The 24,003-nt window shown below is 61.9% G+C and carries 31 protein-coding genes; 16 read left to right on the forward strand and 15 right to left on the reverse strand.

Annotated features, from left to right (window positions below; all coding sequences use genetic code 11):
• Positions 1-102 precede the first annotated feature (102 nt).
• Together LVD11_RS06680 and LVD11_RS06685 are read left to right on the forward strand one after the other, a co-directional pair.
• Positions 103-576 carry an META domain-containing protein gene (locus tag LVD11_RS06680; protein WP_237057381.1) on the forward strand — a complete coding sequence of 158 codons (474 nt, stop codon included), beginning with the start codon at positions 103-105 and terminating at the stop codon, positions 574-576.
• A gap of 134 nt (positions 577-710) precedes the next feature.
• Positions 711-1,202, forward strand: coding sequence for an META domain-containing protein (locus LVD11_RS06685; protein WP_237057382.1), 492 nt, complete (start codon positions 711-713; stop codon positions 1,200-1,202).
• Positions 1,203-1,510: 308 nt separating this feature from the next.
• Here LVD11_RS06685 and smrA read toward each other — a convergent pair whose 3' ends face one another.
• The 6 genes from smrA to LVD11_RS06715 all read right to left on the reverse strand — a co-directional run bounded on the left by smrA (position 1,511) and on the right by LVD11_RS06715 (position 5,057).
• Positions 1,511-2,098: a DNA endonuclease SmrA gene (gene smrA, locus LVD11_RS06690; RefSeq protein ID WP_237057532.1), complete on the reverse strand. Its 588-nt coding sequence runs from the start codon at positions 2,096-2,098 to the stop codon at positions 1,511-1,513.
• A gap of 21 nt (positions 2,099-2,119) precedes the next feature.
• Positions 2,120-2,986 carry an SDR family oxidoreductase gene (locus tag LVD11_RS06695; RefSeq protein WP_237057383.1) on the reverse strand — a complete coding sequence of 289 codons (867 nt, stop codon included), beginning with the start codon at positions 2,984-2,986 and terminating at the stop codon, positions 2,120-2,122.
• A 56-nt stretch (positions 2,987-3,042) separates the two neighbouring features.
• Positions 3,043-3,483 (reverse strand): acyl-CoA thioesterase, encoded by a 441-nt coding sequence (locus LVD11_RS06700; protein WP_237057384.1) that lies wholly within the window; start codon positions 3,481-3,483, stop codon positions 3,043-3,045.
• 139 nt (positions 3,484-3,622) lie between these two features.
• A complete protein-coding gene (gene secB / locus LVD11_RS06705) occupies positions 3,623-4,126 on the reverse strand; it encodes a protein-export chaperone SecB (protein ID WP_237057385.1) in 504 nt (167 codons plus the stop codon).
• 222 nt (positions 4,127-4,348) lie between these two features.
• Positions 4,349-4,603, reverse strand: a complete 255-nt coding sequence (grxC, locus tag LVD11_RS06710) for a glutaredoxin 3 (RefSeq protein ID WP_237057386.1) — start codon at positions 4,601-4,603, stop codon at positions 4,349-4,351.
• Positions 4,604-4,646: 43 nt separating this feature from the next.
• Complete coding sequence (locus tag LVD11_RS06715) at positions 4,647-5,057, reverse strand: rhodanese-like domain-containing protein (RefSeq protein WP_237057387.1); 411 nt, start codon at positions 5,055-5,057, stop codon at positions 4,647-4,649.
• Positions 5,058-5,289: 232 nt separating this feature from the next.
• Here LVD11_RS06715 and gpmI point away from each other — a divergent pair, with 232 nt between their 5' ends.
• The 4 genes from gpmI to LVD11_RS06735 all read left to right on the forward strand — a co-directional run bounded on the left by gpmI (position 5,290) and on the right by LVD11_RS06735 (position 9,992).
• A complete protein-coding gene (gene gpmI / locus LVD11_RS06720; protein ID WP_237057388.1) occupies positions 5,290-6,828 on the forward strand; it encodes a 2,3-bisphosphoglycerate-independent phosphoglycerate mutase in 1,539 nt (512 codons plus the stop codon).
• Positions 6,825-7,952: a murein hydrolase activator EnvC family protein gene (locus tag LVD11_RS06725; RefSeq protein ID WP_237057389.1), complete on the forward strand. Its 1,128-nt coding sequence runs from the start codon at positions 6,825-6,827 to the stop codon at positions 7,950-7,952. The genes gpmI and LVD11_RS06725 overlap by 4 nt, the downstream gene beginning before the upstream one ends.
• 325 nt (positions 7,953-8,277) lie before the next feature.
• Positions 8,278-9,630 (forward strand): S41 family peptidase, encoded by a 1,353-nt coding sequence (locus tag LVD11_RS06730; protein WP_305080663.1) that lies wholly within the window; start codon positions 8,278-8,280, stop codon positions 9,628-9,630.
• 71 nt (positions 9,631-9,701) lie between these two features.
• On the forward strand, positions 9,702-9,992 hold the full coding sequence (locus tag LVD11_RS06735) for a DUF6316 family protein (protein WP_237057390.1): 291 nt from the start codon (positions 9,702-9,704) through the stop codon (positions 9,990-9,992).
• Positions 9,993-10,032: 40 nt separating this feature from the next.
• Here the strand turns inward: LVD11_RS06735 and LVD11_RS06740 are convergent, their stop codons facing one another.
• From LVD11_RS06740 to LVD11_RS06750, 3 genes are all read right to left on the reverse strand, one after another.
• Entirely contained in the window at positions 10,033-10,614 is a 582-nt protein-coding gene (locus LVD11_RS06740) for an HdeD family acid-resistance protein (protein ID WP_237057391.1), read from the reverse strand.
• 267 nt (positions 10,615-10,881) lie between these two features.
• Positions 10,882-12,195, reverse strand: coding sequence for an omega-aminotransferase AptA (gene aptA / locus LVD11_RS06745; protein WP_237057392.1), 1,314 nt, complete (start codon positions 12,193-12,195; stop codon positions 10,882-10,884).
• A 130-nt stretch (positions 12,196-12,325) separates the two neighbouring features.
• Positions 12,326-13,771, reverse strand: coding sequence for an NAD-dependent succinate-semialdehyde dehydrogenase (locus LVD11_RS06750; protein WP_237057393.1), 1,446 nt, complete (start codon positions 13,769-13,771; stop codon positions 12,326-12,328).
• A 163-nt stretch (positions 13,772-13,934) separates the two neighbouring features.
• Between LVD11_RS06750 and LVD11_RS06755 the strand changes: the two genes are divergently transcribed.
• The 10 genes from LVD11_RS06755 (at position 13,935) to LVD11_RS06800 (ending at position 21,082) form a co-directional block, all read left to right on the forward strand.
• The gene (locus LVD11_RS06755) at positions 13,935-14,852 is read left to right on the forward strand and encodes a LysR family transcriptional regulator (RefSeq protein ID WP_237057394.1); all 918 of its coding nucleotides are present in this window, start codon (positions 13,935-13,937) and stop codon (positions 14,850-14,852) included.
• A gap of 153 nt (positions 14,853-15,005) precedes the next feature.
• Positions 15,006-15,248: a hypothetical protein gene (locus LVD11_RS06760; RefSeq protein WP_237057395.1), complete on the forward strand. Its 243-nt coding sequence runs from the start codon at positions 15,006-15,008 to the stop codon at positions 15,246-15,248.
• A gap of 186 nt (positions 15,249-15,434) precedes the next feature.
• On the forward strand, positions 15,435-15,803 hold the full coding sequence (locus tag LVD11_RS06765) for a DUF4870 domain-containing protein (RefSeq protein ID WP_237057396.1): 369 nt from the start codon (positions 15,435-15,437) through the stop codon (positions 15,801-15,803).
• Between the two features lie 292 nt (positions 15,804-16,095).
• Positions 16,096-16,617 (forward strand): hypothetical protein, encoded by a 522-nt coding sequence (locus LVD11_RS06770; RefSeq protein WP_237057397.1) that lies wholly within the window; start codon positions 16,096-16,098, stop codon positions 16,615-16,617.
• 38 nt (positions 16,618-16,655) lie between these two features.
• A complete protein-coding gene (locus LVD11_RS06775) occupies positions 16,656-17,171 on the forward strand; it encodes a GNAT family N-acetyltransferase (RefSeq protein WP_237057398.1) in 516 nt (171 codons plus the stop codon).
• A 2-nt stretch (positions 17,172-17,173) separates the two neighbouring features.
• Entirely contained in the window at positions 17,174-17,509 is a 336-nt protein-coding gene (locus LVD11_RS06780) for a hypothetical protein (protein ID WP_237057399.1), read from the forward strand.
• 203 nt (positions 17,510-17,712) lie between these two features.
• Positions 17,713-19,287 carry a serine/threonine-protein kinase gene (locus LVD11_RS06785; RefSeq protein WP_237057400.1) on the forward strand — a complete coding sequence of 525 codons (1,575 nt, stop codon included), beginning with the start codon at positions 17,713-17,715 and terminating at the stop codon, positions 19,285-19,287.
• Between the two features lie 104 nt (positions 19,288-19,391).
• Positions 19,392-19,994 carry an esterase/lipase family protein gene (locus tag LVD11_RS06790; protein ID WP_237057401.1) on the forward strand — a complete coding sequence of 201 codons (603 nt, stop codon included), beginning with the start codon at positions 19,392-19,394 and terminating at the stop codon, positions 19,992-19,994.
• A 67-nt stretch (positions 19,995-20,061) separates the two neighbouring features.
• Positions 20,062-20,592 (forward strand): FAD-binding oxidoreductase, encoded by a 531-nt coding sequence (locus LVD11_RS06795; RefSeq protein WP_369413306.1) that lies wholly within the window; start codon positions 20,062-20,064, stop codon positions 20,590-20,592.
• Positions 20,585-21,082 carry a hypothetical protein gene (locus tag LVD11_RS06800; protein WP_237057402.1) on the forward strand — a complete coding sequence of 166 codons (498 nt, stop codon included), beginning with the start codon at positions 20,585-20,587 and terminating at the stop codon, positions 21,080-21,082. Before LVD11_RS06795 ends, LVD11_RS06800 begins: the two co-directional genes overlap by 8 nt.
• A gap of 55 nt (positions 21,083-21,137) precedes the next feature.
• On the opposite strand, the gene LVD11_RS06805 is transcribed toward LVD11_RS06800, so the two are convergent.
• The 6 genes from LVD11_RS06805 to LVD11_RS06830 all read right to left on the reverse strand — a co-directional run bounded on the left by LVD11_RS06805 (position 21,138) and on the right by LVD11_RS06830 (position 23,984).
• Positions 21,138-21,896 (reverse strand): TerC family protein, encoded by a 759-nt coding sequence (locus LVD11_RS06805; protein WP_237057403.1) that lies wholly within the window; start codon positions 21,894-21,896, stop codon positions 21,138-21,140.
• Positions 21,897-21,972: 76 nt separating this feature from the next.
• Positions 21,973-22,356, reverse strand: a complete 384-nt coding sequence (locus tag LVD11_RS06810) for a SpoIIAA family protein (protein WP_237057404.1) — start codon at positions 22,354-22,356, stop codon at positions 21,973-21,975.
• Between the two features lie 153 nt (positions 22,357-22,509).
• Positions 22,510-22,815, reverse strand: coding sequence for a hypothetical protein (locus LVD11_RS06815; protein ID WP_237057405.1), 306 nt, complete (start codon positions 22,813-22,815; stop codon positions 22,510-22,512).
• A 10-nt stretch (positions 22,816-22,825) separates the two neighbouring features.
• Positions 22,826-23,182, reverse strand: a complete 357-nt coding sequence (locus tag LVD11_RS06820) for a hypothetical protein (RefSeq protein WP_237057406.1) — start codon at positions 23,180-23,182, stop codon at positions 22,826-22,828.
• A gap of 70 nt (positions 23,183-23,252) precedes the next feature.
• Positions 23,253-23,651, reverse strand: a complete 399-nt coding sequence (locus tag LVD11_RS06825) for a VOC family protein (RefSeq protein ID WP_237057407.1) — start codon at positions 23,649-23,651, stop codon at positions 23,253-23,255.
• Positions 23,652-23,678: 27 nt separating this feature from the next.
• Positions 23,679-23,984, reverse strand: a complete 306-nt coding sequence (locus LVD11_RS06830) for a putative signal transducing protein (protein ID WP_237057408.1) — start codon at positions 23,982-23,984, stop codon at positions 23,679-23,681.
• Between the last annotated feature and the right edge of the window lie 19 nt (positions 23,985-24,003).

Raw genomic sequence — 24,003 nt, forward strand, 5'->3', positions numbered from 1 at the left:
AATCGACGGCAGCCACATCCTGCAATGACTAAGCTTGGCAGAGGCGCACGGGAGTCGCGCCACCTTTTCGCACGGGAGCAGGGAGCAGGGAGCGACACGGTTATGAGTAAACTGGCGCAATTATGGCTGGCGGGCCTGGCCATTGTGGTGACCGGTTGTATCGGAATCGGCACAGAGGAGCCCCAGGTAACCCAGAGTGCCGGCACCCTCAACACTGTCTGTGGCGACCGGTGGGAACTCAAGCGACTGCGCCTGAATGGCGACATGGTAGCGATCGATGACACTGCGCGGTTTACCTTCCTGTGTAACCGGGAAGGCAATGTGATGGGCAAGAGCGGCATCAATACTTACCGGGGCTCGCTACAGATTACTGACAACGGCCTGATGCTCTGGGACACCTCCAGTTTCGCATCCACCAAGATGGCCGGCCCGGAACCCATGATGCAACAGGAAAACCAGTTCCTGCGCGCGCTGGCCGGTACCCGCCAGGCGTTTACCAAGGCTGGCGGCGACCGGCTGATCCTGCGGGACCCGCCCGGCGATATCTATATCGAATTCGTCAAGACGAAAATCTGACCCGGACCGTACCGCTGTCAATGTGACATGCCCGGCCGTTTCCCGACGCCGGGTGGCTATGCACTCTTGAACTGGAACACAGTATCGGGGGCCCTAATTCGCTTAAATACCGGAAAAACAACGAGTTTCCCGTTATGGTGAATTCCCGCCTGCCAATCGTGACACCCCTCTTGCTGCTGGCTGCCTGTGCCCTGCACGGCTGCGGTATGGCAGGTGGTGCGCAAATGGCAGAGCGCGCCGAACCCCTTGGACTCTGCGAGCAGCCCTGGCTGCTGAAGAGCATGAAACTGGATGGGCGGGAGCACCGCTCTGGCCTGCTATGGCGCAAGCTGATGCGCGACCGCCCCTATTTCACCTGTGACGAGCTGGGTTATGTGCGCGGCAACTCCGGCTCCAACCCCTATACCGGCCGGCTGTCGCGCTCCGGCGACCGCCTTTCCTGGCCCAGGGCCCCGGCCGTTTCCCCCATGACCGACCTGCGCGACAGCAGTGAACTGGAACAGGATTTCCTGCAGGCACTGCCGCAGACTGACCGGATGTCGTTCGAGGACGGCCTGCTGATTCTCCAGGGATCGGGGGGCGCCACCCGGCTTGAGTTCCAGCCCGCCGAGACCTCCCTGCCCTGAACGCAGGCGTATCCCACTTGCTGAAAGAAAAAATAAAGAAGGCTGAAAGAAAAAAGCGCGGCCCGTTACAGGCCGCAAGCGCGATGTTCGCAATCAATCAAGGTGATGAGAGAAGATCAACGAAGCCCACTTGTGCTCACCCGGCTCTCGCCACGCGGCAGGTCAGCCATTCGTTGGAAGGTATGATAGGCCTGAAAAATTACAAATAAGTTAAACACCAGCAAAAGCTTTCTTATCAGGCTACCCGGATTCCTCCCCCCTCACCGCGGCTCCGTTGCCCGGCGTGTGTACCGGGTCCCGGTGAGCGATCATTTGCGACGCTGGTGACGCTCCAGGTTGTCCTGGCGCTTGCGCTCGCTCTTGCGCAGCAACAGGTAGGTGGCCCCGAGCCCGCCGTGCTGTTTCTGCGCGCTGTGGAATGCCAGCACCTCAGGTAATTGCGGCAGCCAGGCGTTGACGCAACTTTTCAGCAGTGCCGGCTGCTTGCGTCCCTCGCCCTTGCCATGGGTGACCAGCGCACAACGCACGTCCGCCTCCAGGCAGTCACGCACAAAATCGAACACCGCCCGGCGGGCCATTTCCACAGTGTGGCGGTGCAGGTCGAGCCGCGCATCAACCCGGTACTTGCCCAGGCGCAGGTTACGGTAAACACCGTTCTGCACCCCATCGCGCTTGAATTCCAGCGGATCCCAGGGGTCCACCGGCTCCACGAACTCCCCCGCCAGCGGGTTCAGTTCGCGGGCGGTCTCCGCAGTGGCCGCCTCGCGACGGGCGCGGCGGTTTACCTGGGTACGGGCATCGTCTTTCCTGAGCGCCACCTTGCGCTCCTGTTCGAGCGGGCGCACATCGCCCAGCTCGCCCAGTGCATCCTGAAACAGGTCACTGTCAGTCGTCATCATACCTCCCCCCATGACGGCTTACGGATCGAGGAACAGGTCCAGTGCCAGGTTATCGGCATTGTCCGGGTTGTGAGCGTAATCGGTAAAATCGTTTACCCCGCGATCGCCGAGCAGCTCCTCATCGATAATCTGCCGGCCGCTGAGAGCCATGTTCTCCGTCACCAGGATTTCATAGGCGGCGTCGGCCATCACTGCCGGCTTGCGGCTCTGCTGGAACATCTCCCGGTTGCCCACGGCAAATTCGATGGCCGCAGTGGCCACCAGGGTGCGGGGCCACAGGGTTGCAACACTGATACCGGCCTCGTGCAGCTCCTCCGCCAGCCCCATACTCAGGAGTGTCATGCCGAACTTCGACAGGGCATACGGGGCGAATGGCCCCAGCCACTGTGGCTGCAGGTTGATGGGCGGTGACAGGCTGAGGATATGGCCGCAGCTGGATTTCTTCAGGTAGGGAATCGCCAGGTGCGCCGTCAGGTAGACCGCCCGACTGTTGATGGTCTGCATCAGGTCGTAGCGTTTTGGCGTCGTGGACTCCACGTTGGTGAGGTTGATCGCACCGGCGTTGTTCACCACCGCGTCGATGCCGCCGAAGGTGTCCGCCGCGCGCGCCATGGCGTCAGCCACCTGGTCTTCCTCGCGCACATCCACTTTCAGCGCCAGCGCCTTGCCGCCCGCGGCCTCCACCTCGGACGCAACCGAGTGAATGGTGCCCGGAAGCTTCGGGTGCGGCTGGTCGGACTTGGCCGCGATCACGATGTTGGCCCCATCCGCCGCGCACTTGAGCGCGATAGCGCGGCCGATGCCGCGGCTGGCCCCGGTGATAAACAGGGTCCGGCCCGCAAGGGCACCGGTATTGTCCGTCAGGGTGACAAACTCTTCACTCATGATCCTTGCTCCACTGGTTCCAATGGCTGTTACCGGCTGTCGGCGCGGGCCGCCCCTCAGGACTCGCCTGACACCACTGCCGGGGTATAGATCTCGCGAAAAATCGCCGGCATACGCCGCGGCCTGCCGGAGGACAATTCGATGCACACCATCTGCCACTGCGCCCGCAGGATCAGTGCGCTGTCAGCGGCGCGAAACACCTGGAAACGGCGGGTAATGTTGAGGCGTCCATCCACTTGCGTCAGCCAGGTGCCGAACAGCAGCTCGTCGCCCTCCCTCGCCGCCAGTATATAGTCGTACTCGGCGTGACGGATTGCCATCCCCCGGTCGAGATCCTGGTAGTGGCTGATATCCAGCCCCAGCTCCACACTGTGGTTCCAGCCGGCGCGTTCGCACCAGCGCACATATTCGGCGTTGTTGGCGTGGTGCAGGCCGTCCACATGCTTGGCCGCCACGGTGACCGGCCAGACAAACGGCTTTGGCAAATCCCAGTCCATCCTCTCCTCCCCGGGGGTGTTCCCGCCAGACTACCACTCTCCGCCACCCGGCTCATTAGCGGCGTCCCGCCGACAGTACCCCACAACGAAAAAAGGCCCCGGGTGGGGCCTTTTTGCTCGGCAGGGAAATCTCCGCCTATCAGGCTTCCGCCTTCTCCTCGGAGCCCTGCTGCTCTGCCTGCTGCTGGGCCTGCTGCATAGCGGCAGCGAACAGCGCGTCGAAGTTGATCGGCGGCAGCATCAGGGCCGGGAAGGAGCCCTTGGTAACCACGTTGTCGACCACTTCGCGAGCGTAAGGGAAGAGGATCTGCGGGCAGGCGGTGTTCAGCGCCTGGGCCAGCTGCTGACCTTCCATGCCCTTGATGGCAAACAGGCCGGCCTGCTGCACTTCCACTAGGAAGGCGGTCTCGTCTTCCAGCTTGACGGTGATGGTCAGGGTCAACGCCACTTCATACAGATCGTCTTCGATCTTGGCGGTCTTGGTGTTCAGTTCCTGGTTAACCTGCGGTTTCCACTGTTTCTTGAAAACCTCGGCACCCATCGGGGTCTCGAAGGACAGGTCCTTCAGGTAGATGCGCTGCATCTGGAATTGGACGTTGGAAGTCTCTGGGTTTGCCGCTGCGCCGTTTTGTTCTTCAGCCATGTTACTGCCTGTTCTTTATGCTCAATAGTTTATGTCTATGCCTTCCCTGAGAAAGACTCCTTGTATGGGTCTTTCAATGGGGCCTGCGAATGCCATTTCAAGGCCATAAGTTGACGATTCGGGTGACAATCCGGGCCCTGCCGGCATCAAATCACCCCCTATCGGGCCGCCACCCCCAAGACACAGGGAGGGTAGCGCGCAAATGTTACCGGCTGTGGGGGTTCAGTCACGCAGCAAGCGGTCGAGCTCGCCGCTGCGTTCGGCCGCCATCAGCTCGTCGCAGCCACCCACATGCTCGTCGCCCACCCATATCTGCGGCACCGTGCGAGCGCCGGCCCTGGCGGTCATCTCGGCCCGCAGCTGCGGGTTGCCGTCCACGGGGATCTCGCGGTAAGGCACCTGCTTGCGATCGAGCAGGTATTTGGCGCGAATGCAGAAAGGGCAGAATCGGGTGGTATAGATCGTTACTTCTTGCATATGGGGTACCACTGGGTCAGTCGACGCCACCGGCGCCGCGCCGCTAGCCCTTGACCAGCGGCAGGTTCTGGTTGCTCCACTCGGACATCCCGCCCTGCAGGCGGCGTACCTGGAAACCCTTGGCCTTCAGCTGGCGCCCCACGGCACCGGCGTGCTGGCCTAACTTGTCCGCCACGATCAGCGGTTTGTCCTTGAGCTTCTCCAGCTCGGCGATACGGTCCGCCACTTCACTATGAGGGATATTCACCGCATCGACGATGTGCCCGGCGTTGAACTCAGCCTTGTCACGCACATCGAGCACCCGTGCGCCATCCACATTGATCATGCGGGTCACCTCATGCACCGATGCCGGATTACCGGCGCGGTAGCGCTCACTGAAGGCAAATCCGTACAACAGGATCACCAGCAGGCTGACCAGCAACCACTGCTCACTCATAAAGACGAAGAAGTCCACTTCATCCCCCTTTCTTCTTGTCTTGTCTTATTTCTGCTCGCCCTGCCGGCATGCACGATGCCGGTGTCGAATGTCCGGTCCCGGTCCCGATGACCGGAGAGGGCGGGAGTATACACCATTGTGAGCAAATCTTAACCAGAGGTTCGCGATGCAGTACCTGACCCCGGGGCACCAAACAGGTTAAAATCCGCGACCTTACGTTCGATTCACAGTTAACAGGAACCCGCACACCATGTCCCCGACCCAACGCCCCCTGGTCCTGCTGATCCTGGACGGCTTCGGCCACAGCGACAACACCGAGCACAACGCCATTCATGCGGCGAAATCCCCGGTATGGGACCGGATCTGGGCCGAGCAGCCGAAAACCCTGATCCAGACCTCGGGCATGGCAGTGGGGCTGCCGGAAGGCCAGATGGGCAACTCCGAGGTGGGCCACATGACCCTCGGCGCCGGCCGCGTCGTGTACCAGAACTTCACCCGCATCAACAAGGCGATCGAGGACGGCGAGTTTTTCCGCAACCCGGCCTATACCGCGGCGGTCGACAAGGCCATCGCCAACGACGGCGCCGTCCATATCATGGGCCTGCTGTCCGAGGGCGGTGTCCACAGCCACGAGGACCACATCGTCGCCATGGTGACCCTGGCGGCCCAGCGCGGCGCCAGGCGAATCTACGTGCACGCATTCCTGGACGGCCGCGACACCCCGCCCCGCAGCGCCAGGCCCGCGCTGGAGCGCATGACCCAGGTCTGCGACTCCGTTGGCAGCGCCCGCATTGCCAGCCTGGCCGGGCGTTACTTCGCCATGGACCGCGACCAGCGCTGGAACCGTACCCAGTCGGTCTACGACCTGCTGACCCTGGGCGAGGCGGAACACCAGACCCCGGATGCCCTGGCCGGCCTGGCGGCGGCCTATGAGCGCGGCGAAAATGACGAGTTCGTCGCCCCCACCCTGGTGGGCGAGGCGGCGCCGATCACCGACGGCGACGCGCTGGTGTTCATGAACTTCCGCCCCGACCGCGCGCGCCAGCTGTCCCGGGCTTTCACCGAAACGGATTTCGACGGCTTCGAGCGCAAGTCCTTCCCGAAACTCGCCGACTTCGTGATGACCACCGAGTACGCCGCGGATATCGAGGCCAGCTGTGCCTTCCCCCCGGAAAAGCTGGTCAATTCCTTCGGCGAGTACCTGGCGAACCAGGGCAAGACCCAGCTGCGTATCGCCGAAACAGAAAAATACGCCCACGTCACATTCTTCTTCAGCGGCGGCCGCGAGGAGCCCTATACGGGCGAGGTGCGGGAACTGATCAAGTCCCCCAATGTCGCTACCTATGACCTGCAGCCCGAGATGAGCGCGCCGGAAGTCACCGACAAACTGGTGGCAGCCATCGAGAGCGGCGACTACGATGCGATTATCTGCAATTACGCCAACGGCGATATGGTCGGCCATACCGGCGTGTTCGAGGCAGCGGTCAAGGCCGTCGAGGCGCTGGATGCCTGTGTCGGTCGCGTGGTGGATGCGGCACTGGCCGCCGGTGGCGAGGTACTGATCACTGCCGACCACGGCAACGTCGAGGAAATGTTCGATTCCGGCTCGGGCCAGGTCAGCACCCAGCATTCGACCCTGCCGGTGCCCTTCGTGTACGTCGGCAAGCGCAATGTCAGCCTGCGCGAAGGCGGCAGCCTGGCAGATGTGGCGCCAACCATGCTGGCCCTGATGGGAATGGAACAGCCGGAAGAAATGACTGGAAAGAACCTGGTGCAATTCGAAGCATGAAGTTACTGGTAATTGTTTTCTCCGCCCTGCTGGCACTGCCAGCGATCGCCCAGAGCGAGCAGGAGCAGCAGGAGCGGCTGCGGGAAATCAAGGAGCGGATCGAGACGCTGCAGGAAGAGCTGAACCAGGTCCGCAGTGAGCGCGACCAGCTGCTCAAGGACCTGGAAAGCAACGAGCGCGATATTTCCGAACTGCACAAGCGCATCGACAAGATCAAGAACGACATGCGCAGCCGCACCGACAAGCTGCAGGAACTGAAGAAAGAGCAGCAGCAGCTGGAGGAATCGCGACGAAGTATGCAGCGGCGGGTCGAGCAGGAAGTCGCCGCCGCTTACCGACTCGGCAGACAGGAGCAGGTAAAGCTGCTCCTCAACCAGCAAGATCCCCAGCACATCGCCCGCCAGCTCCGCTACCACGAATACTTCCTCCAAGAACGCAGCCGCGTTATCGACGATTACCTCGAAACCCTCGCCGATCTCGACACCGTCAGTACCAGCATCCGCCGCGAGCGCGACACGCTGGACACCGAGCGCCGGCAGCTGGAGGAACGGCAGCGGCAGCTGGTCAATGCACGGCAGTCACGCCAGGCCACCCTGGACAAGCTGGCTGCGCAACTGGCGGACAAGAGTGGCGAACTCAAGCGGCTGCAGGGTGACCGCAACCGCCTGCAACGACTGGTGGACGAGGTGGGCCGGGCCATCGCGGCACTGGTCAATCCCGAGGACCAGAAACCCTTTGCCAAGCAGCGCGGGCACATGCAGTGGCCGGTCAAGGGGCGGCGCGCCAACGCCTTCGGCCAGCGCCGCAGTAACGGCATCACCTGGAAAGGCATCACTATCCGTGCCGGCGAGGGCACCCCTGTGCATGCCATTCATCGCGGGCGCGTGGTGTTTTCCGATTACCTGCGCGGCCAGGGCATGCTGATGATTCTCGATCACGGCGACGGCTACATGAGCCTCTACGCCCACAACCAGTCCCTCACCCGCAGCCTGGGCGAATGGGTCGAGCGCGGCGAGACCATCGCCCGCGTCGGCAACAGCGGTGGCCTCGACTACAGTGGCGTCTATTTTGAAATCCGCCATCGGGGCAAGCCCCAGGACCCCACAGTGTGGTGCCGCGGTTAGCCCCGCCGGTTTCCCGCAGCCCCTCCTTGTGCACCATCAGCAGCTTCCGTGACCCCGGCACCGGCCGGGATCCGGGAACCAGCAGGTAATCACCCGTGCCGGGTGCCCCCTTGCCATTTCTCCCCCGCCATTCCATAGCCTGCCTGTCATCGTGTTGACCGCGCTGCCGCCACACCGCTGTGCCCAACCGCTTTCTGCACCATGTCAGTCAGTGGCACCCCGTTTTTGCGCACGGTTGAACCCCGCGCCAACTTAAAAACTCTGCCTGCCGCCGCGGTCTACACTTTTGCAAAGAAGCGATCAATAAGGCAGAGGTCCCGACGATATGTTCACACCCAAGGCGCTGACCACCATTCTGGGCGCAGCCGCTCTCACCGCCCTGCCTCTGATGGGGCTCAGCGAGGGGGATCCTGCAGACCAGACGCTCCCCACCGCGACGACCCGCCTGCCACTGGAAGACCTGCGCAGCTTTGCCAAGGTGTTTGAACAGATCCGCCAGGGCTATATCGAGGAAGTGGATGACAGCACGCTGCTGGAATACGCTATCCGCGGCATGCTGCAGGGGCTGGACCCGCACTCGTCCTATCTCGACCGAGAGTCCTTCGACGACTTGCAGGCGAATACCACCGGGGAATTTGCCGGCCTGGGTATCGAAGTCGGTATCGAGAATAACCACATCACCGTGATCACCCCCATGGACGATACCCCTGCGGCCCGCGCCGGGCTCCGGGCCGGTGACGTGATCTTGCGCCTCGCCGGTAAGCCCCTCAAGGGTGTCAGCCTGGACGAGGCCGTCGAACGCATGCGCGGCCCGCGAGGCAGCTCGGTGACCCTGACCATTGCCCGCAAGGGCCACAAGCAGCCCTTCGATGTCACGCTGAAGCGCGACACCGTGCGTGTCCGTAGTGTCCGCAGCAAGATGCTGGACGAGGGCTACGGCTACCTGCGCATCAGCCAGTTCCAGCTCGATACCGGTACCGATGTGATGCGGGAAGTGCGCAAGCTGCAGGGCAAGGGTGAACTGAAGGGTCTGGTGCTGGACCTGCGTAACAACCCCGGCGGGGTGCTGCAGTCGTCCGTGGAAGTGGCGGATACCTTCCTGGAGGAAGGCCTGGTGGTCTACACCGAGGGACGCACGGAATCTGCCAACCTCAGTTACTCCGCGGAGCCCGGCGACCTCACCGATGGCGTGCCGCTGGTGGTGCTGATCAATGACGGCTCCGCATCAGCTGCGGAAATTGTCGCCGGGGCGTTGCAGGATCACCGGCGCGCGGTGGTCATGGGCACTGACAGCTTCGGCAAGGGCTCCGTACAGACAGTGATCCCGATCAACAACGAGCGTGCGATCAAGCTCACTACCGCTCTTTATTTCACGCCCAACGGCCGCTCCATCCAGGCTCAGGGCATCACCCCGGATATCGTCGTCGAACGGGTAAAAGTGACGCGCATGGAAGGCCCCGCACGCACCACCGAGGCTGACCTGGCAGGCCACCTGGGCAACGGCAACGGTGGCGAGGACCGCACGGCGGCCGATCGCAAGCGCGAGAAGGCCGGCCGCGAGCTGTGGTATGCCGACGACAACCAGATCTTCGAGGCCCTGAATGTACTCAAGGGCCTGAATCTCTACGCGGTGCGCTACCGCGAGCAGCAACCGAGGGTAGCCAAAGCCGGGCGCTGATGCACCGGTAGCAATACCTCAGGCAGTCTGAAACCGGCGCAGGGTAGCGCCCGGTTTCCAGGAGGGTCGACATGCACCAGCATCGCGCCGGTGAGACTGGCCGCGGCATCCCGCCGCGTTCGGACCGCTTCTTCAAACTCAGGGATGACTGGTTCTTTCAGGTGCGCGGTGGCAGGTGCTTTGGCCCCTACCCATGCCGGGCCGAAGCCGAGCAGGCTGTACAGCATTTCTTCGGCACCGCCACCAGCTCCCGCGACAACCCTTATGCAGCCTGCGGTCGCACCAGTGGCAGCGGCGCGGTGGTGCACCCTTTCGGCAGCCTGCGCGCGCGCCGCTGGCACCGCTTCAACCGCCGCGACTGATCCTGATCCCGCGCACAATCAATAGTCCGTACCGCCCGGTTCAGGCCGTTTCACGGCCGTATTTGCGGAAACGGAACGCCAGCCAGATTTCCAGCAGGCCAAAGGCGATCGCGTAGGCGGCGACAACCCACAACAGCGCCAGGGCTCCCGCACCGGGATTGACCAGCACCGCGATACCGAAAACCACCGACAGCAGGCCGGAAGCAATCAGCAACCATTCATGCTGGATTTCCCGGCGCAGGCCAATTGCACCGATCACCTGAAATACCCCGCGCACCAGGGCCCAGCTGCCGATAAAAATCATCAGCACCAGGCCCGTGACCTGGGGATAGATAAAAGTGATGATACCCGCCGCGATGCTCACCAGCCCGGCGATAATCAGCCACCACAGCGGCGTCGACTTGTGCCGGCCCAGTACGGCCGCCACCAGGGCGAGGAAGCCGTCGGCAAGGACAAAGGCACCGAACAGGATCACCAGGGTCAGCAGCGACAGTCCGGGCCAGATAAAGGCAAGGAGACCGAAGAGCACCGCGCAGAGACCCCGCAGCAACAGCACCCACCAGTTCTCCGTCAACACCCGCAGGATCGGGCGCGTGGTCAGGGTCGTGGTTTCGTAGTCCATAAATGGTCCTCCCTCTGGCACATTGCAACTCACAGATTGTAGTAAGTGAGGATATCTGTCCACAGGGGCGACACGGCGGGCAACAACAGCCAATGGCCGGACACAGGCGCGGCCCGGGAATCGCGATCACCAGCCGACTCTGCAAAACGCCTGGATCGCGACCACCGGGCCGCATTAAAAGGGCCTGTTAAACAACCCTTTTCTAAGTGTAGACAATGGCGACAGGTGACGATCAAAACGCGCCTGTCGCCACGGCCCCCGGGGCCGTTACGCCAGGGACTGGATCACGCCGCGGAGCTTCTCGACGATGGTATCGATCTGGTGCTCCTCGATGATCAGGGGCGGGGACATGCACAGCGCATCGCCGATGCCGCGCGCCATCACGCCCGCATCCCAGGCCGCCATGGAGGCCTTGCCGCCGAACTTGCCCTTGAGCTCCGCCGGGGCGCGCAGCTCGATGGCACCCACGAGGCCGTAGTTGCGGACGTCGATCACGTTGTCCAGGTCCGCCAGGCTGTGCAGGGCATTCTCCCAGTACTTGCCGATATCGCCGGACGCACGGGTCAGCAGGCCCTCGCGCTCGTAGATATCCAGGGTCGCCATGCCCGCGGCGCAGGCCACCGGATGGGCGGAATAGGTGTAGCCGTGGAAAAACTCCACCATGCCCTCGGGCGCCGCGTTCATGACGGTGTTGTAGATATGGTCGTGCACAAACACGGCACCCAGCGGCACGGTGGCATTGGTGATGCCCTTGGCCGAGGTAATCATGTCCGGGGTCACGTCCCACTCGATGGAGGCGAAAGCGGAACCGGTGCGGCCCCAGCCGGAAATCACCTCGTCGAAGATCAGCAGCAGGTCGTGCTGGTCGCAGATCTCGCGGATACGCTTCAGGTAGCCCCTGGGCGGCAGCACCACACCGCCGGCCCCGGAGAAGGGCTCGACAATCACCGCGGCAATCTGGTCGGCGCCGTGGAAGGCCACGAGCCGCTCCAGGTCTTCCGCCAGCTCCACGCCGTGCTCGGGCAGGCCGCGGCTGAACGCGTTGCGCTCGATATCCAGGGTGTGGCGCATATGGTTGGCCTTCACCGGCTGGCCGAAGCTCTGATAGTTGGGCGCAATTCCACCCACCGAAATACCGCCAAAGTTCACGCCGTGGTAACCCTTCTCGCGGCCGATAAACATGGTGCGGGTGCCCTTGCCGCGGGCACGCTGGTACTGCAGCGCGATCTTCAGGGCGCTCTCCACCGCCTCGGAACCGGAGTTACCGAAGAACACCCGGTTGAGGCCATCCGGGGTGTACTGCACCAGCCGGTTGGCATATTCAAAACTCAGCTCGTGGCCGAAATTGAAGATGGAGCTGTAATCCAGCTTCTTCGCCTGCTGGTGGATCGCATCGGCGATCTCGGTGCGACAGTGACCGGCGTTGGAACACCACAGGCCGGCAGTGGCATCGATAATCTGGCGGCCGTCCTTCTCCATGAGGTAAATACCCTCAGCCCGCTCGACAAGGCGCGGCGCCGCCTTGAAGGAGCGGTTCGGGGTGAACGGCATCCAGAATGCATCGGTATTCTTTTCGGACATAGTCTTTACTCCGGGTTTTCCCTTTGTGTTATCTCTCTGAGCCGTGACCGTCATTATGGCCGATCACGCATAACCTGTTCATTCCCGCAGGAGCAGCGGCTCCCACGTCACCCTGCCAGCGGCGCTATATTCAGGCGCCGAAGCAGCAGTACTTGGTTTCGTAGAACTCCGCCATGCCTTCCACGCCGCCCTCGCGGCCGATGCCGGACTCCTTGCTGCCGCCGAAGGGGGCCACCGTGGTGGAGAATACACCGGCGTTACAGGCCACCATACCGTATTCGAGCGCTTCCACCACCCGGTTGGCGCGGCGGATATTCTCGCTCATCACATAGGCCGCCAGGCCGTAAGGCGTATTGTTGGCACGGCGAATCACGTCGGCCTCGTCCGTGAATTTCTGCACCGGCGCCAGCGGCCCGAAGATCTCCTCGCGGGCAATGCGCATATCGTCGGTCACCCCGGTAATCACCGTGGGCGCATAGTAATTCCCGCCGTCGGCCAGGAAGTCCCCGCCCAGCTCGATGGTCGCCCCCGCCCCGGCGGCGTCCCGCACCAGGCCCGCCACCCGCTCGGCGGCGCGACGATGGATCAGCGGCCCCATGGCAACCCCCTCATCGCAGCCGTGCCCCACCCGGAGCTCCGCCACTTTCTCCCGCAACTTGTCCACAAACGCATCGTGCACCGATTCGTGTACGTAGATGCGGTTGGTGGACACGCAGGTCTGGCCGGCGTTGCGCATCTTGGTGGCGACGCAGGCGCTGACGGCGGTATCCAGGTCCGCATCGTCGAACACGATAAACGGCGCGTTGCCGCCCAGCTCCATCGACATCTTCTTGATGCCGGTGGCGCACTGGGCCATCAGGATCTTGCCCACGGCCGTGGAGCCGGTAAAGGTGAATTTGGCCACCCGCTCGTCCTCGGTCAATACGCGGCCGATGGCCGGGGCGTCAGATCCCACCACCATATTGATGGTGCCCGCCGGCAGCCCTGCCTCTTCAGCCAGCCGGCACAGGGCCAGCGCGGACAGCGGCGTCTCGGAGGCCGGCTTGATCACCACGGTACAACCGGCCGCCAGCGCCGGTGCCGCCTTGCGGGTGATCATGGCGTTGGGAAAGTTCCATGGGGTGATACAGGTCACCACACCCACCGGCTGGCGAATGGTCTGCAGGCGCATGGCCGGGTTGTGGGTGGGGATGGTCTGGCCGTAGGCGCGGCGGCACTCCTCGGCATACCACTCGATGTAAGAGGCGCCATAGGCAATCTCGCCCCTGGCCTCCGCCAGCGGCTTGCCCTGTTCCAGGGTCAGGATACGGGCCAGGTCATCGGCATTGTCCATGATCAACTGGTACCAGCGCTTCAGTATCGCCGCGCGCTCGGCCGCGGTCTTCTCCCGCCAGGCCGGAAAGGCCCCGTGAGCCGCAGCCACCGCCGCCTGGGCGTCCGCCGCAGAGCCATCCGCAATCTCCGCCAGCAGGGCGCCATTGGCCGGGTCGCGCACCTCGATCGTGGCAGCGCCTTCCCGCCACTGGCCATTGATATAGTTCTGGGTTTTCAACAATTCCGGTTTTGCCAGCTGCACTGTGGAACTCCTTGCATCTATGGGACTTTGAGTCGTTACCCGGGATTCTGGACAGGTGCCGGCGGTCCGCATAGTCAATTTTTTCCAACGAAAATTTACCTTTTTCAAACTTTGCCCTATGCTCACGCCAGACGGTCGCAACCAGCCATGAGGAGAGAGTCACATGAGCGGCAAGACGGCACTGGGCGGGCGCATGACCGATATGGACCTGCGGCTGCTGCGGGTCTTCCGCGAGGTGGTGCGCGCCGGTGGTCTGGCCCCGGCCGAGGTGGCGCTCAACATCAGCCGGTCCACCATCAGCCTGCACCTTTCAGACCTGGAGGCCCGACTGGGCATGCAGCTGTGCCTGCGCTCCCGCGGCCGCGCCGATTTCAAGCTGACCCCGGAGGGTGAGGCGCTGTACCAGGCCATCGGCGAACTGGACGGCCACCTGGCCGAGTTCAAGAGCCAGGTCAACGCCATCCAGTCCCAGCTGACCGGCAGCCTGCGCATCGTATTGCCGGACGACGTGCTGGAAATTCCCCAGCTGGATCTCCCCGCGACCCTGGCGCATATCCGCGAGCGTGCCCCGCAGCTGCAGCTGGATGTACAACTGGCGGCGCCCCAGGAGCTGGAGCTGGAAATTCTCGCCGGCCGTGCGGATGTGGGCATTAACCCGCTGCATACCCGCCGCCCCGGACTGGACTACCGACCCCTGTTCAATCACCAGTCACTGCTCTACTGCCACCGCAGCCACCCGCTGGCCGCCGAGCCACGGGTAAGTGAAGAGTTACTGACCGGGCAGGAGCTGGCCGCCCCCAGCCACGCCGTCCTCTCCGGGGCGGCCCATTTCTACCGCCTGTTCCCCAACAAGAGCACCGCCAACCATATGGCCGCCCGCCTGGCGATGATCCAGTCCGGCCGCTTCATCGGCTTCCTCCCGTCCTACCTGGCAAAGCGCCTGCAGCAGGACGGCGACCTTATCGCCCTGCGCCCCGACCAGTTCCACTACGAAATCCAGAACGCGGCCACCTTCAAGCGTACTGCCGCGGACCACCCGGCAGTGCAGCTATTCCTCAAAGCATTAGTGGTTACCGGCTAATTAAATCGCCGGGGAAATTACACGGGATTACGCGGACCCGGCGTGGTTAAATAAGCCCATATATGGGACGAACCAGTAATCCCCGGGCCCAGCCACCTGCCAGGATATGACAATACCTGACCAGTCAGGGCCCCGACCGACGAGCGCATGTTCATGGAAGAAATATTTACAGGAATATTCCGGGTATTGGGCCGGTTTTTATTTGAAATCGTACTTTCGGTAGCGGCTGAAATCCTGTTCCAGCTTCCCGGCCACTGGCTATGCAAACCGTTTACAAAACCTGGCAGGGAGCCAGATGGCTTTTTAGTCGTTGCACTCAGCATCCTGTTCTGGATCCTGGTAATTGCAGCGTCCTACGCCGGGTTCCGGCTGCTTGCCGGGGGTGCCGACGCATAACACGGTCGCGCCGGGGATATTCCGCGCATAGTCAGCAGACAATCAAGACGGAAATCAGGACACCAGGATTCAGGGAAATCATAAAAATAAAGCCCGGCAGCAACTTCTAATTTGCCGGGCAGTTAATTGATCACCCACGACCACATGGCTTTTAATAACCAGCATCTATTACAAAGGGACAGAGAGATGAACGAAATAAAACCATGGGGGATGGACAAGAATACGTTCCTGATGTTGATGCATCTCAGCCAGCTGACCGGTTTTTTCTTACCGGTGGCGGGATTTATCCTGCCAATTGTCATGTGGGCAACCAACAAGGATCAGTCCGATGAGATTGATCGCCATGGCAGGGTAATCCTGAACTGGATGATCAGCCTGATCATTTATGCCCTGATCTGCTCCATTCTCGTGTTTGTCGTCATTGGCATACTGGGCTTTTTCGTTCTGCTGCTGGTAGAGGTCATTTTTGTGGTGATCGCCGCCGTCAGGGCCAGTGAAGGCCACCTGTGGCGATACCCACTCAGCATCAACTTCTTTCCGGTTGATAATGCATGACCCAGGGGGCAATCAACCCCCGGCGGAATATCCAGCCAGAGAGCATGAGCTTTTAAACCGGCGACTCGGGTGACCACCAGTCTTCTTTCCCGGCTGGCATCCGCCAGGAGCGGGATAGCTGTCGGGAGATCGAGGCAAAACCCCGGAAAAAAATCCCCCGGCAGGTATCACCGACCATGCTTTTCGGTATCGGCTATGGGGATGGCGTGATGTCATGCCTGGCCATGCGGGAGCGAGCAGTGCCCGGTGGCAGCCGTACCGGGCAACTGGCCTCCAACAGGAAACAACTATTATGAAAGCAATCGAGTTACTCGCGGTGGGCATTCGCCTCTGCGGCATCATGCTGGCGATTATCGGCATCAAGGCAATTTCCGGCCACTATGCCAGCTTCGCGATGATGAACTACAGCGATTCAGTAGACACCACGCCAATGGCTTTCCTCGCTGTCGCCGAGCTGGTCATCATATTCTGCGCGAGCGTGGTGTTTATCCGCTTCCCCATTTCCGTTGCCGGCAAGCTGATCCCCTTCGAGTCTTCCCAGCCGCTCAGTTTTTCCGATAGAGGCGCCGACATACTGGCAGTGTCACTCTGCATTCTCGGGGTCTATATACTCTCATGGGCGCTGCCCGACCTGGTCGATAACGGCCTGTGGCTCTGGTACTACACCGAAGAGCGCTATCAGCTCTCCGGCCAGTACACGGGTACTATCATCGCGTCTATCGTTACACTGGTCGAAATCGCTATAGGCCTGTTCCTGTGTCTCCGCAGCCGGGGCTTCAGCCAGCTCATCTGGAAACTGCGCGGCGCGACATAAGCCGGGCCCGTTATCCTTTCAACCCGGAGTCGTATGTTTTGAGTGAACGTGAACCGGTAACCACTTACTACCTTGAGATGCAGTCGCCCGGTGACCTGAGAGGCAAGGCCCCGGCACCCGGGCTGGAGGTGGTGGAGGCAGAGATCAGGGAATTCCGCTTCAACCGCTACCTTTACCAGCTGGTGGGCGAACCCTGGCAATGGGTGGACAGGCTTGCCCTGCCCGATGAGGACTGGAAGCAATACGCCGAGCGGGACGCGCTGCGCACCTGGGTGGCCTACTACCGCGGCTCCATCGCCGGCTATTACGAGCTGGAGCAACAGGCAGACGGCAACGTACAGATCGCCTATTTCGGCCTGGCACCCCGCTTTGTTGGCATGGGGTTTGGCGGCTACCTGCTGACCCATGCCCTGCAATCGGCCTGGGACTGGGCGGGAACAAGGCGGGTCTGGGTGCATACCTGCACGCTCGATCACCCCGGCGCACTGAATAACTATCGCGCCCGCGGCATGCGGGTTTACAGGACCGAACAGGAGCCGGCGCCCGCCGGCTGATCATGCGCTACCCCGTCACGCCCGATGGACGCTACTTTGTGGTGCGGGGCCGGCTCTGGCGCATGAGTAACCCGGCGCTGCCGGAGCCCGAGCGCGATCGGCTTACGCGCGAGCTGATGCGGCACCGCTCCGCCGTTGGCCGCGCAAGGAAGGCGGGGAACAAGGCTGCGGAAAAAGCCGCCCGCCAGGGCGTACACCGGGCCAAAGTTGCGCTCGGCGAGCGCGGCCCGGCCTGGTGGCAAGACGGCGCCCCCGACTACAACCGCCACCTGGTGAAGAACACGCCCTACCGGGAGTGGCACGACGCCCTGCCTGCAAAGGACCGGGACAAAAAATAGTCACTGGCAGCCCCGCCCGGCATGGCCGGCGCGTCTTTTCCCGGGTGAAGCCGCCGGCGATTGTAAAGCCGGGGCCACTCGTCTATCTACTTAAGCAAGCTTTGCTGTGCCCCCCCGGCCAGCGATTCCCGGTTACTTCCTGCACGGCCCGCTTTGCTCATGGCCGCTGTTCCTCGTATGGATAACGAGCACAACAGGCGCATATGGATTCTCCCGACATTGAGATACCCGGCTACACCATCCATGCCGAGATCGGGCACGGTGGCATGGCCGCGGTTTACCTTGCCACCCAGGATTCGCTCAACCGGAAGGTGGCCATCAAGGCGCTGCGCAACAGCGCACAGGCTGAATTCGGCCAACGCTTTATCAACGAAGCGCGTTTTATTGCCGGCCTGAACAGCCCCCACCTCATCACCATCTACGATGTTGGACAACTGGAAGACGGCGATCACTACATTGCCATGGAGCTCATCGGTGGCGGGGATGTCGTTGAGAATGCCGAACGTTTTACACGCCCCGCACCGATTCTCAGGCTTGTCCGCCAGGTAGCCGAGGGCCTGCTGCAGGTACACGATAACGGCATCATCCACCGGGACGTAAAGCCCTCTAATATCCTCTTCCGCGATGACGGAACGGCGGTACTCAGCGATTTCGGCATTGCCAAGAATATCGAGAGCGATTCGGACCTGACCCAATCCGGGTTCAGCCTGGGGAGCCCCTCCTACAGCAGCCCGGAACAGGCTCAGTGTCACCGGATTGATATCACCACGGATATCTACAGCCTGGGTGTGGTACTGCTGGAGCTGTTGCTCGGCTATAACCCCTTCAAGGGAGACAGCCATACCAATACGGCACTCAACCACATCCAGTTACCGGTGCCGGAACTGCCCGGGGACATTGGCTACCTGGCGCCACTGCTCAACAGGATGCTGGCCAAGTCACCCAGTGAGCGTTACCGTTCCTGCCGCGAGCTGATCGCCGATATCGACGCAATCCTGGAGGGAGACGAATCCCGGCAGGCGGAGGCTACCCTGCCGTTTATCCGCAGGCGCAGGCTTTCCGCAACCCCGGGAAGACGAACCAGGCTTGCCACAGCGGCCAGCTGCGCACTGCTTGTCGCCGCATACTTCGGTTTTTTCTATAAAACGGAAACCGAGCGAAAGATCGACCGCCTTCTGGAGCAGGCCGCACTCAGCATGGAAGCCGGGCGCTATATGACCCCGGCGGGCAACAATGCGCGGAATTTCTATGGCCAGGTGCTGGCGCTGGATAAGAACAACTTCCAGGCGATCCTGGGTTTCAAGTCGGCCCGGGAAAAGCAGCTGGACCAATACCTGAAGCAGGGTGCACAGGCCCTGCAAGACGGCAGGCTGCAAAAGCCGGAAGGGGACAATGCACTGCATTATTACCGCCAGGCACTGGCCCTCGACCAGGACAACGCCCGCGCCCATGCCGGTATCGCCAGGGTGCTCGATGAATTTATCCGGCTGGCACGCGTCGAGATCAGCGAGAGCGATTTCAGTGGTGCCCATTACTATGTGGACAGCGGCCTCAGTATCGAGCCGGGGAACGAGGTGCTGCTCGCACTGAGTACCGAGCTAAAGGAAATACAGGAGCAACACCGGCAACAGGAACTGCAACAGGCACAGAAGCCCGCCCCATCACAACGGGTTGCCCGGCAGTCCAAACCAGAACCACGGCGCAAGCAGTCTTCCGTCAGGACCCACCTCCGCAACATAGTTGACAAGTTTCGCGATGTTATCGACGGTGACCGCTGAAAACACGACATCCTGTTCCGGCAGGAACCCATGACTACCGCTGGTGTTTACCACACATCAAAACAAACCTTCTGCTTCGGCCAGCGCGGGGATATCGGGGAGCAATGACAACCAGGAGCAATACCGTCCTGCTGATTCCGGGCATCTTCGACCGCGGCAGGTCCATGCACCGCATGGAGGCCGCCCTGGCTCGCTCGGGATTCTCCGCGCACTATATTCACCTGCAGTACAACTCGGGCTGGTACGGGATGGAATTCCTGGCCCACCAGCTGAAGAGCCAGGTTGAGTCACTGATAGATCCGGGGCAGAGCTGTGCACTGGTGGGCTTCAGTATGGGCGGCATCGTTGCACGACACTACATCCAGGTGCTGGGTGGTATGGAACGGGTCCATAAATATATCTCCATCGCCAGCCCGCATTTCGGCAGCCTCTGGGCCAACTGCCTGCCTTACCGCGGCGGACGCCAACTGAGTGTGGGCAGTGATTTCCTGGCGCGGATAAACGAGGAAGTGCACAGCCTCGCTCCCCTGGAGCCGGTCTCCATCTGGACCCCCTACGATGCCACCATCCTGCCCCACAGCAGTGCGCTGCTACCGCTGGGAAAAAGCTACGAGGTGCCGGTCGCGTTGCACCGCTGGGTGCCGCTGGACCAGCGGGTGATTGATATTGTTGCCGATGAACTGCCCTCTATACCCGGTGCCCGGTGAAATTTCCCCTCGATGGCGATCACTGATATAAACACTCTTCCCGGTGGAGAGGACAAAAGGAATACGATTGGAATTACACACCGCAAGGACGCCGTTCGATATTCCGGGCGACCGCACGCTATTGCCCCGGGCCCTCGTCGTACTCCGGGCCCTGCTGGCGGCAGGCTTATCGGTCATAACCACCACACCGGTGTGGGCCGCCACCGAGATAAAACCGTTCACTTCCGACGACTGCAGCCTCTTTCCCGATGGCACCTATGAGGCAGATACCCTGTGGCTCGACTGCTGCCGGGCGCATGACCTCGCCTACTGGCAGGGCGGCACGTATCGCCAACGGCTGGAGGCGGACCGGGAACTTGAGGCCTGCGTGGCCGACGCCGGCGAACCCGGGATCGGGCGACTGATGCTGGCCGGGGTACGGGTCGGCGGCTCCCCATTCCTGCCCACCAGCTTCCGCTGGGGCTACGGCTGGCCTTACCAGCGCGGTTACGGGCCGCTCAGTGATGAGGAGCGCTCGGCCGTCAGGGCCGCCCTGGACAATGCGAGTCCCCGGGAGCCGGGAAAAAATAATCAGCAGGAAGGAGAAACCCGTGAGTAGCGGCGAGGCAGGCGCAAAACCCTATATCGAGACCAAGCAGGCCCAGAAAGGATTTCTGTATCCGTTCTTCCTGTTCCATATGGGAGTCTTCGGGTCTGTGCCTTTTTACCAGGCCTACTTCAGTACAGACCCCTCTTTCAGCACCATTTTCCTCTTCGGCGGCTTCGGTCTGTATGTTTATATTTTTTTCTACAATCTTATCTTCGGGCGCGATGCCATCCGCTGGATGTTTATCAATGCCGGCCTGGGCATCTGGGGCATTTACAACGAGCTGGATATTCTGCTCGGCTTAACCGGCCGCTCGCTCGCCGATTTCAGCCCGCTGTATCACCTGGTCCCTTTCGCCTATTACGTGATGTACACCTTCCTGCTGCGCCAGGGCGTGATCGACCTGCTGGGCGCGCGCCAGGATGAAACCAGGCGCAGGAAGGTGGAACACGGCTATATTGCGATTTCACTACTGGTGTATACCGGGCTCTATTTCCTCTAGCCTGGCCTGCAGCACCTTCAGTAACCGGCAGGCAGGGCGGATACAGGATCCGACCCTACGGGGCACTTTCCTCTTCCGTGTATGCCCTGTGCAGTTCCACCGGCTTGCCCTGCTTTTTTCGCAGCCGCAGGTTGAGCATTTCCACGGCCACCGAGAACGCCATGGCAAAGTAGATGTAGCCCTTGGGCACATGCACCTCGAAGCCCTCCAGGATCAGGGTAAAGCCCACCAGGATCAGGAACGACAGCGCCAGCATTTTCACCGTGGGATGGCGCTCGACAAAATCCCCGATGGGCTTGGCCGCTACCAGCATCACTATCACGGCGAGGATAATCGCCACCGCCATAATGGAAATCTGGTCCACCAGACCCACTGCGGTGATCACCGAGTCCAGTGAGAAAACAATATCCAGGATGGCGATCTGCACCAGTACCATGCCAAAGCCGGACACCACTCTGGCATCTCCGCTGCCCTCGATACCCTCGAGGCTGTGGTGGATCTCATGGGTGGCCTTGAACAGCAGGAACAGGCCACCACCCACCAGGATGACATCGCGGCCGGATATCTCATGGCCGAGTACGCTGAACCAGGGCTCCACCAACCCCATGATCCAGACAATGGAAAACAGCAGCGCCAGCCGCGTGAGCATCGCCAGGGTCAGGCCGATAAACCGCGCCGACTCGCGCTGGTGATCGGGCAGACGCCCCACCAGGATGGAAATGAAAATGATGTTGTCGATACCGAGGACGATTTCCAGCGCCGCCAGCGTTGCCAGCGCCACCCACGCCTCGGGACTTGCCACCCACTCGAACATGCAAAACTTCCTTTTGCCGTTGATTGTTGTTCTGAGCGGGTCATTCTACGGCAGGGCTGTCGCAGATTGAATCGACCTAGTCCGCGGCCAGCCAGGCCATCGCCGCTTCCTCATCCTCGAAAAAGCGCGCGTCGCCACCGATAAACCAGGCGCCGACCTTGGTGGCCAGTTCCTGCCAGCGCTTGTGCCCCACCAGGGCCACCTTGTGGAACTGGCGCCCGTGCTTGAGGCCCAGCTTGAGGTCATCCCAGGCCGCGCGGGCCTCCCAGCCCTCCAGCTCGGTGGCGTCGAAAAATACATTAATCTTCGGGTGTCGGGCCTCGGCGAGCGCTGACTCCAGGATCGGCACCATGGCCTCGTAGTCCTTGTGGGTGAGCTTGCCCTTTACCCTCAGGGAGAGGAACAGGTCGTCATTGATGCGTTCCAGGCCTACGGATAGCCCGTGTCGCTTGATCGTCATGAATACCTCCGTCAGCAGATTTCGCAGTCGTTACCGATCTTACTTTATAGACCAGTCGCCGGGGCGGGCAGGCTAACAGGGGAGGGAAGGACTGTTGAAGGCAGGGCCGGAAAGGCACCAGCGGACCGGTTGGCCCGCTGGACGGGAAAGGCCTCAGTGGCTGAGGATTTCCACGATTTCGTGGGTGTGGTGCATCAGGCGCACGAGCTCGCCCTCGATGCTGACCGTCACGACACCGTGGCGATCAACCGGCTTTACGATCACACCATGCTCGTAAATATCGCGCTCGAGCACGTGGCCCACCTGCAGCTTTTTTTTCCAGCCCGGGGGCAGCTCACCGCCGTTCTCGACCTTTTTCTGCAGGCCCGGTGGCAGGTCGTTGTTGGGCTTGGCGAGGGCGCTGGTGCTGCCGGCAGCTACCGCGACGCCGAGCGCCGCTGCAATCATAGTCTTGTACATACTACAGTCCTCAGTCTGAAAGGTAATACTCGGTCGTCGACACTACCCGTACCTTCTTGATATGCGGGTTGTTCTTGTCGCGATCACTGATACTGAACTGTCCCTGTGATGCGCGCCTGATCTTCCCCTGCACGCTATCGGAATCCTCGGCGAACTTCTGTGCCACCTGTCGCGCCTCGGCCGTGGCCTGTTCGATCATTTCCGGCTTGATATCGTTCAGGCCGGTAAAAATATACCCCGCCTGCCCCTGGTAGCTGTTGCGGGAGCAGGCAAGGCCCTCGCGCTCCGCCAGGCCCCTCACAGTGACCGTGCGCTCGTATCCCTCGAAGGGCTCCATGGCCTCGACGCCAAACCATCCCAGCCCCACCAGCCCGATCAGGGCCCCGGGGCCAGGGCATGCGCACAGGTTCGCCCCCGGGCCCTGAATCCAGCCTGAATCAGTCGCTGATCTCGTCGTAGCCACGCCCCCGGAACGCCAGCAGGCAGAAGCCGTGGCCAAACGGGTCGGCCAGCCCGGCGATTGCGCCCCAGTCATTGACCCTGGTCGGCGACTCGAGTTTCGCCCCGGCGGCGACCGCCTGTTCCACCGACTTTTCTACATCCTCGACCACCATATCCAGGTGCACCGGGGTCCAGTGGCGCCGGTAAGACCGCGTATCATCGCCGGCGGTCACAGAGCCGGCCTCCTTCTCCAGCAGGTACAGCGGCGCGCTGCCACCCAGCATTTCGGCACCGTCATCACCCAGGCGCCGGCCGAGGCGGAGCCCGAGGGCATCGCGATAAAAGGCGATCGCCGCCTCGAGGTCCGGCACATCGATATTTACCAGCATCTGCATAACCAGTCTCTCTACCCGCTTGCTCTTTTACCCGGCCGGCCGTACATGGCCGCAGTGCCAGCAGTAGTCGAAGGCCGCCCCGTTGCGCTCCCCACAGCCGGGGCAGGACCACTCCACGCCGGAGTCCTCGCCCGCCTGCAGCAGCTGCATGGCCCGCTCGTAATCCCGGTCCCGCTCAATCCACAGCTCCGGCCACGCCTGGTGCGGCGCCAGCTCGCCGGTCGCACCCTGGGCGTACTCGTTTTTGAGGAACGCCGCGATACCGGCAACGTCCAGTTTACTTTTCGCCAGTTCAACCAGCAGGCGGTTTTCGTGGGTGTAGACTAGCTTCAAGAGTATCCTGTCAATAGAC

The sequence above is a fragment of the Microbulbifer sediminum genome (assembly GCF_021729035.1).
Taxonomy (GTDB): Bacteria; Pseudomonadota; Gammaproteobacteria; order Pseudomonadales; family Cellvibrionaceae; genus Microbulbifer; species Microbulbifer sediminum.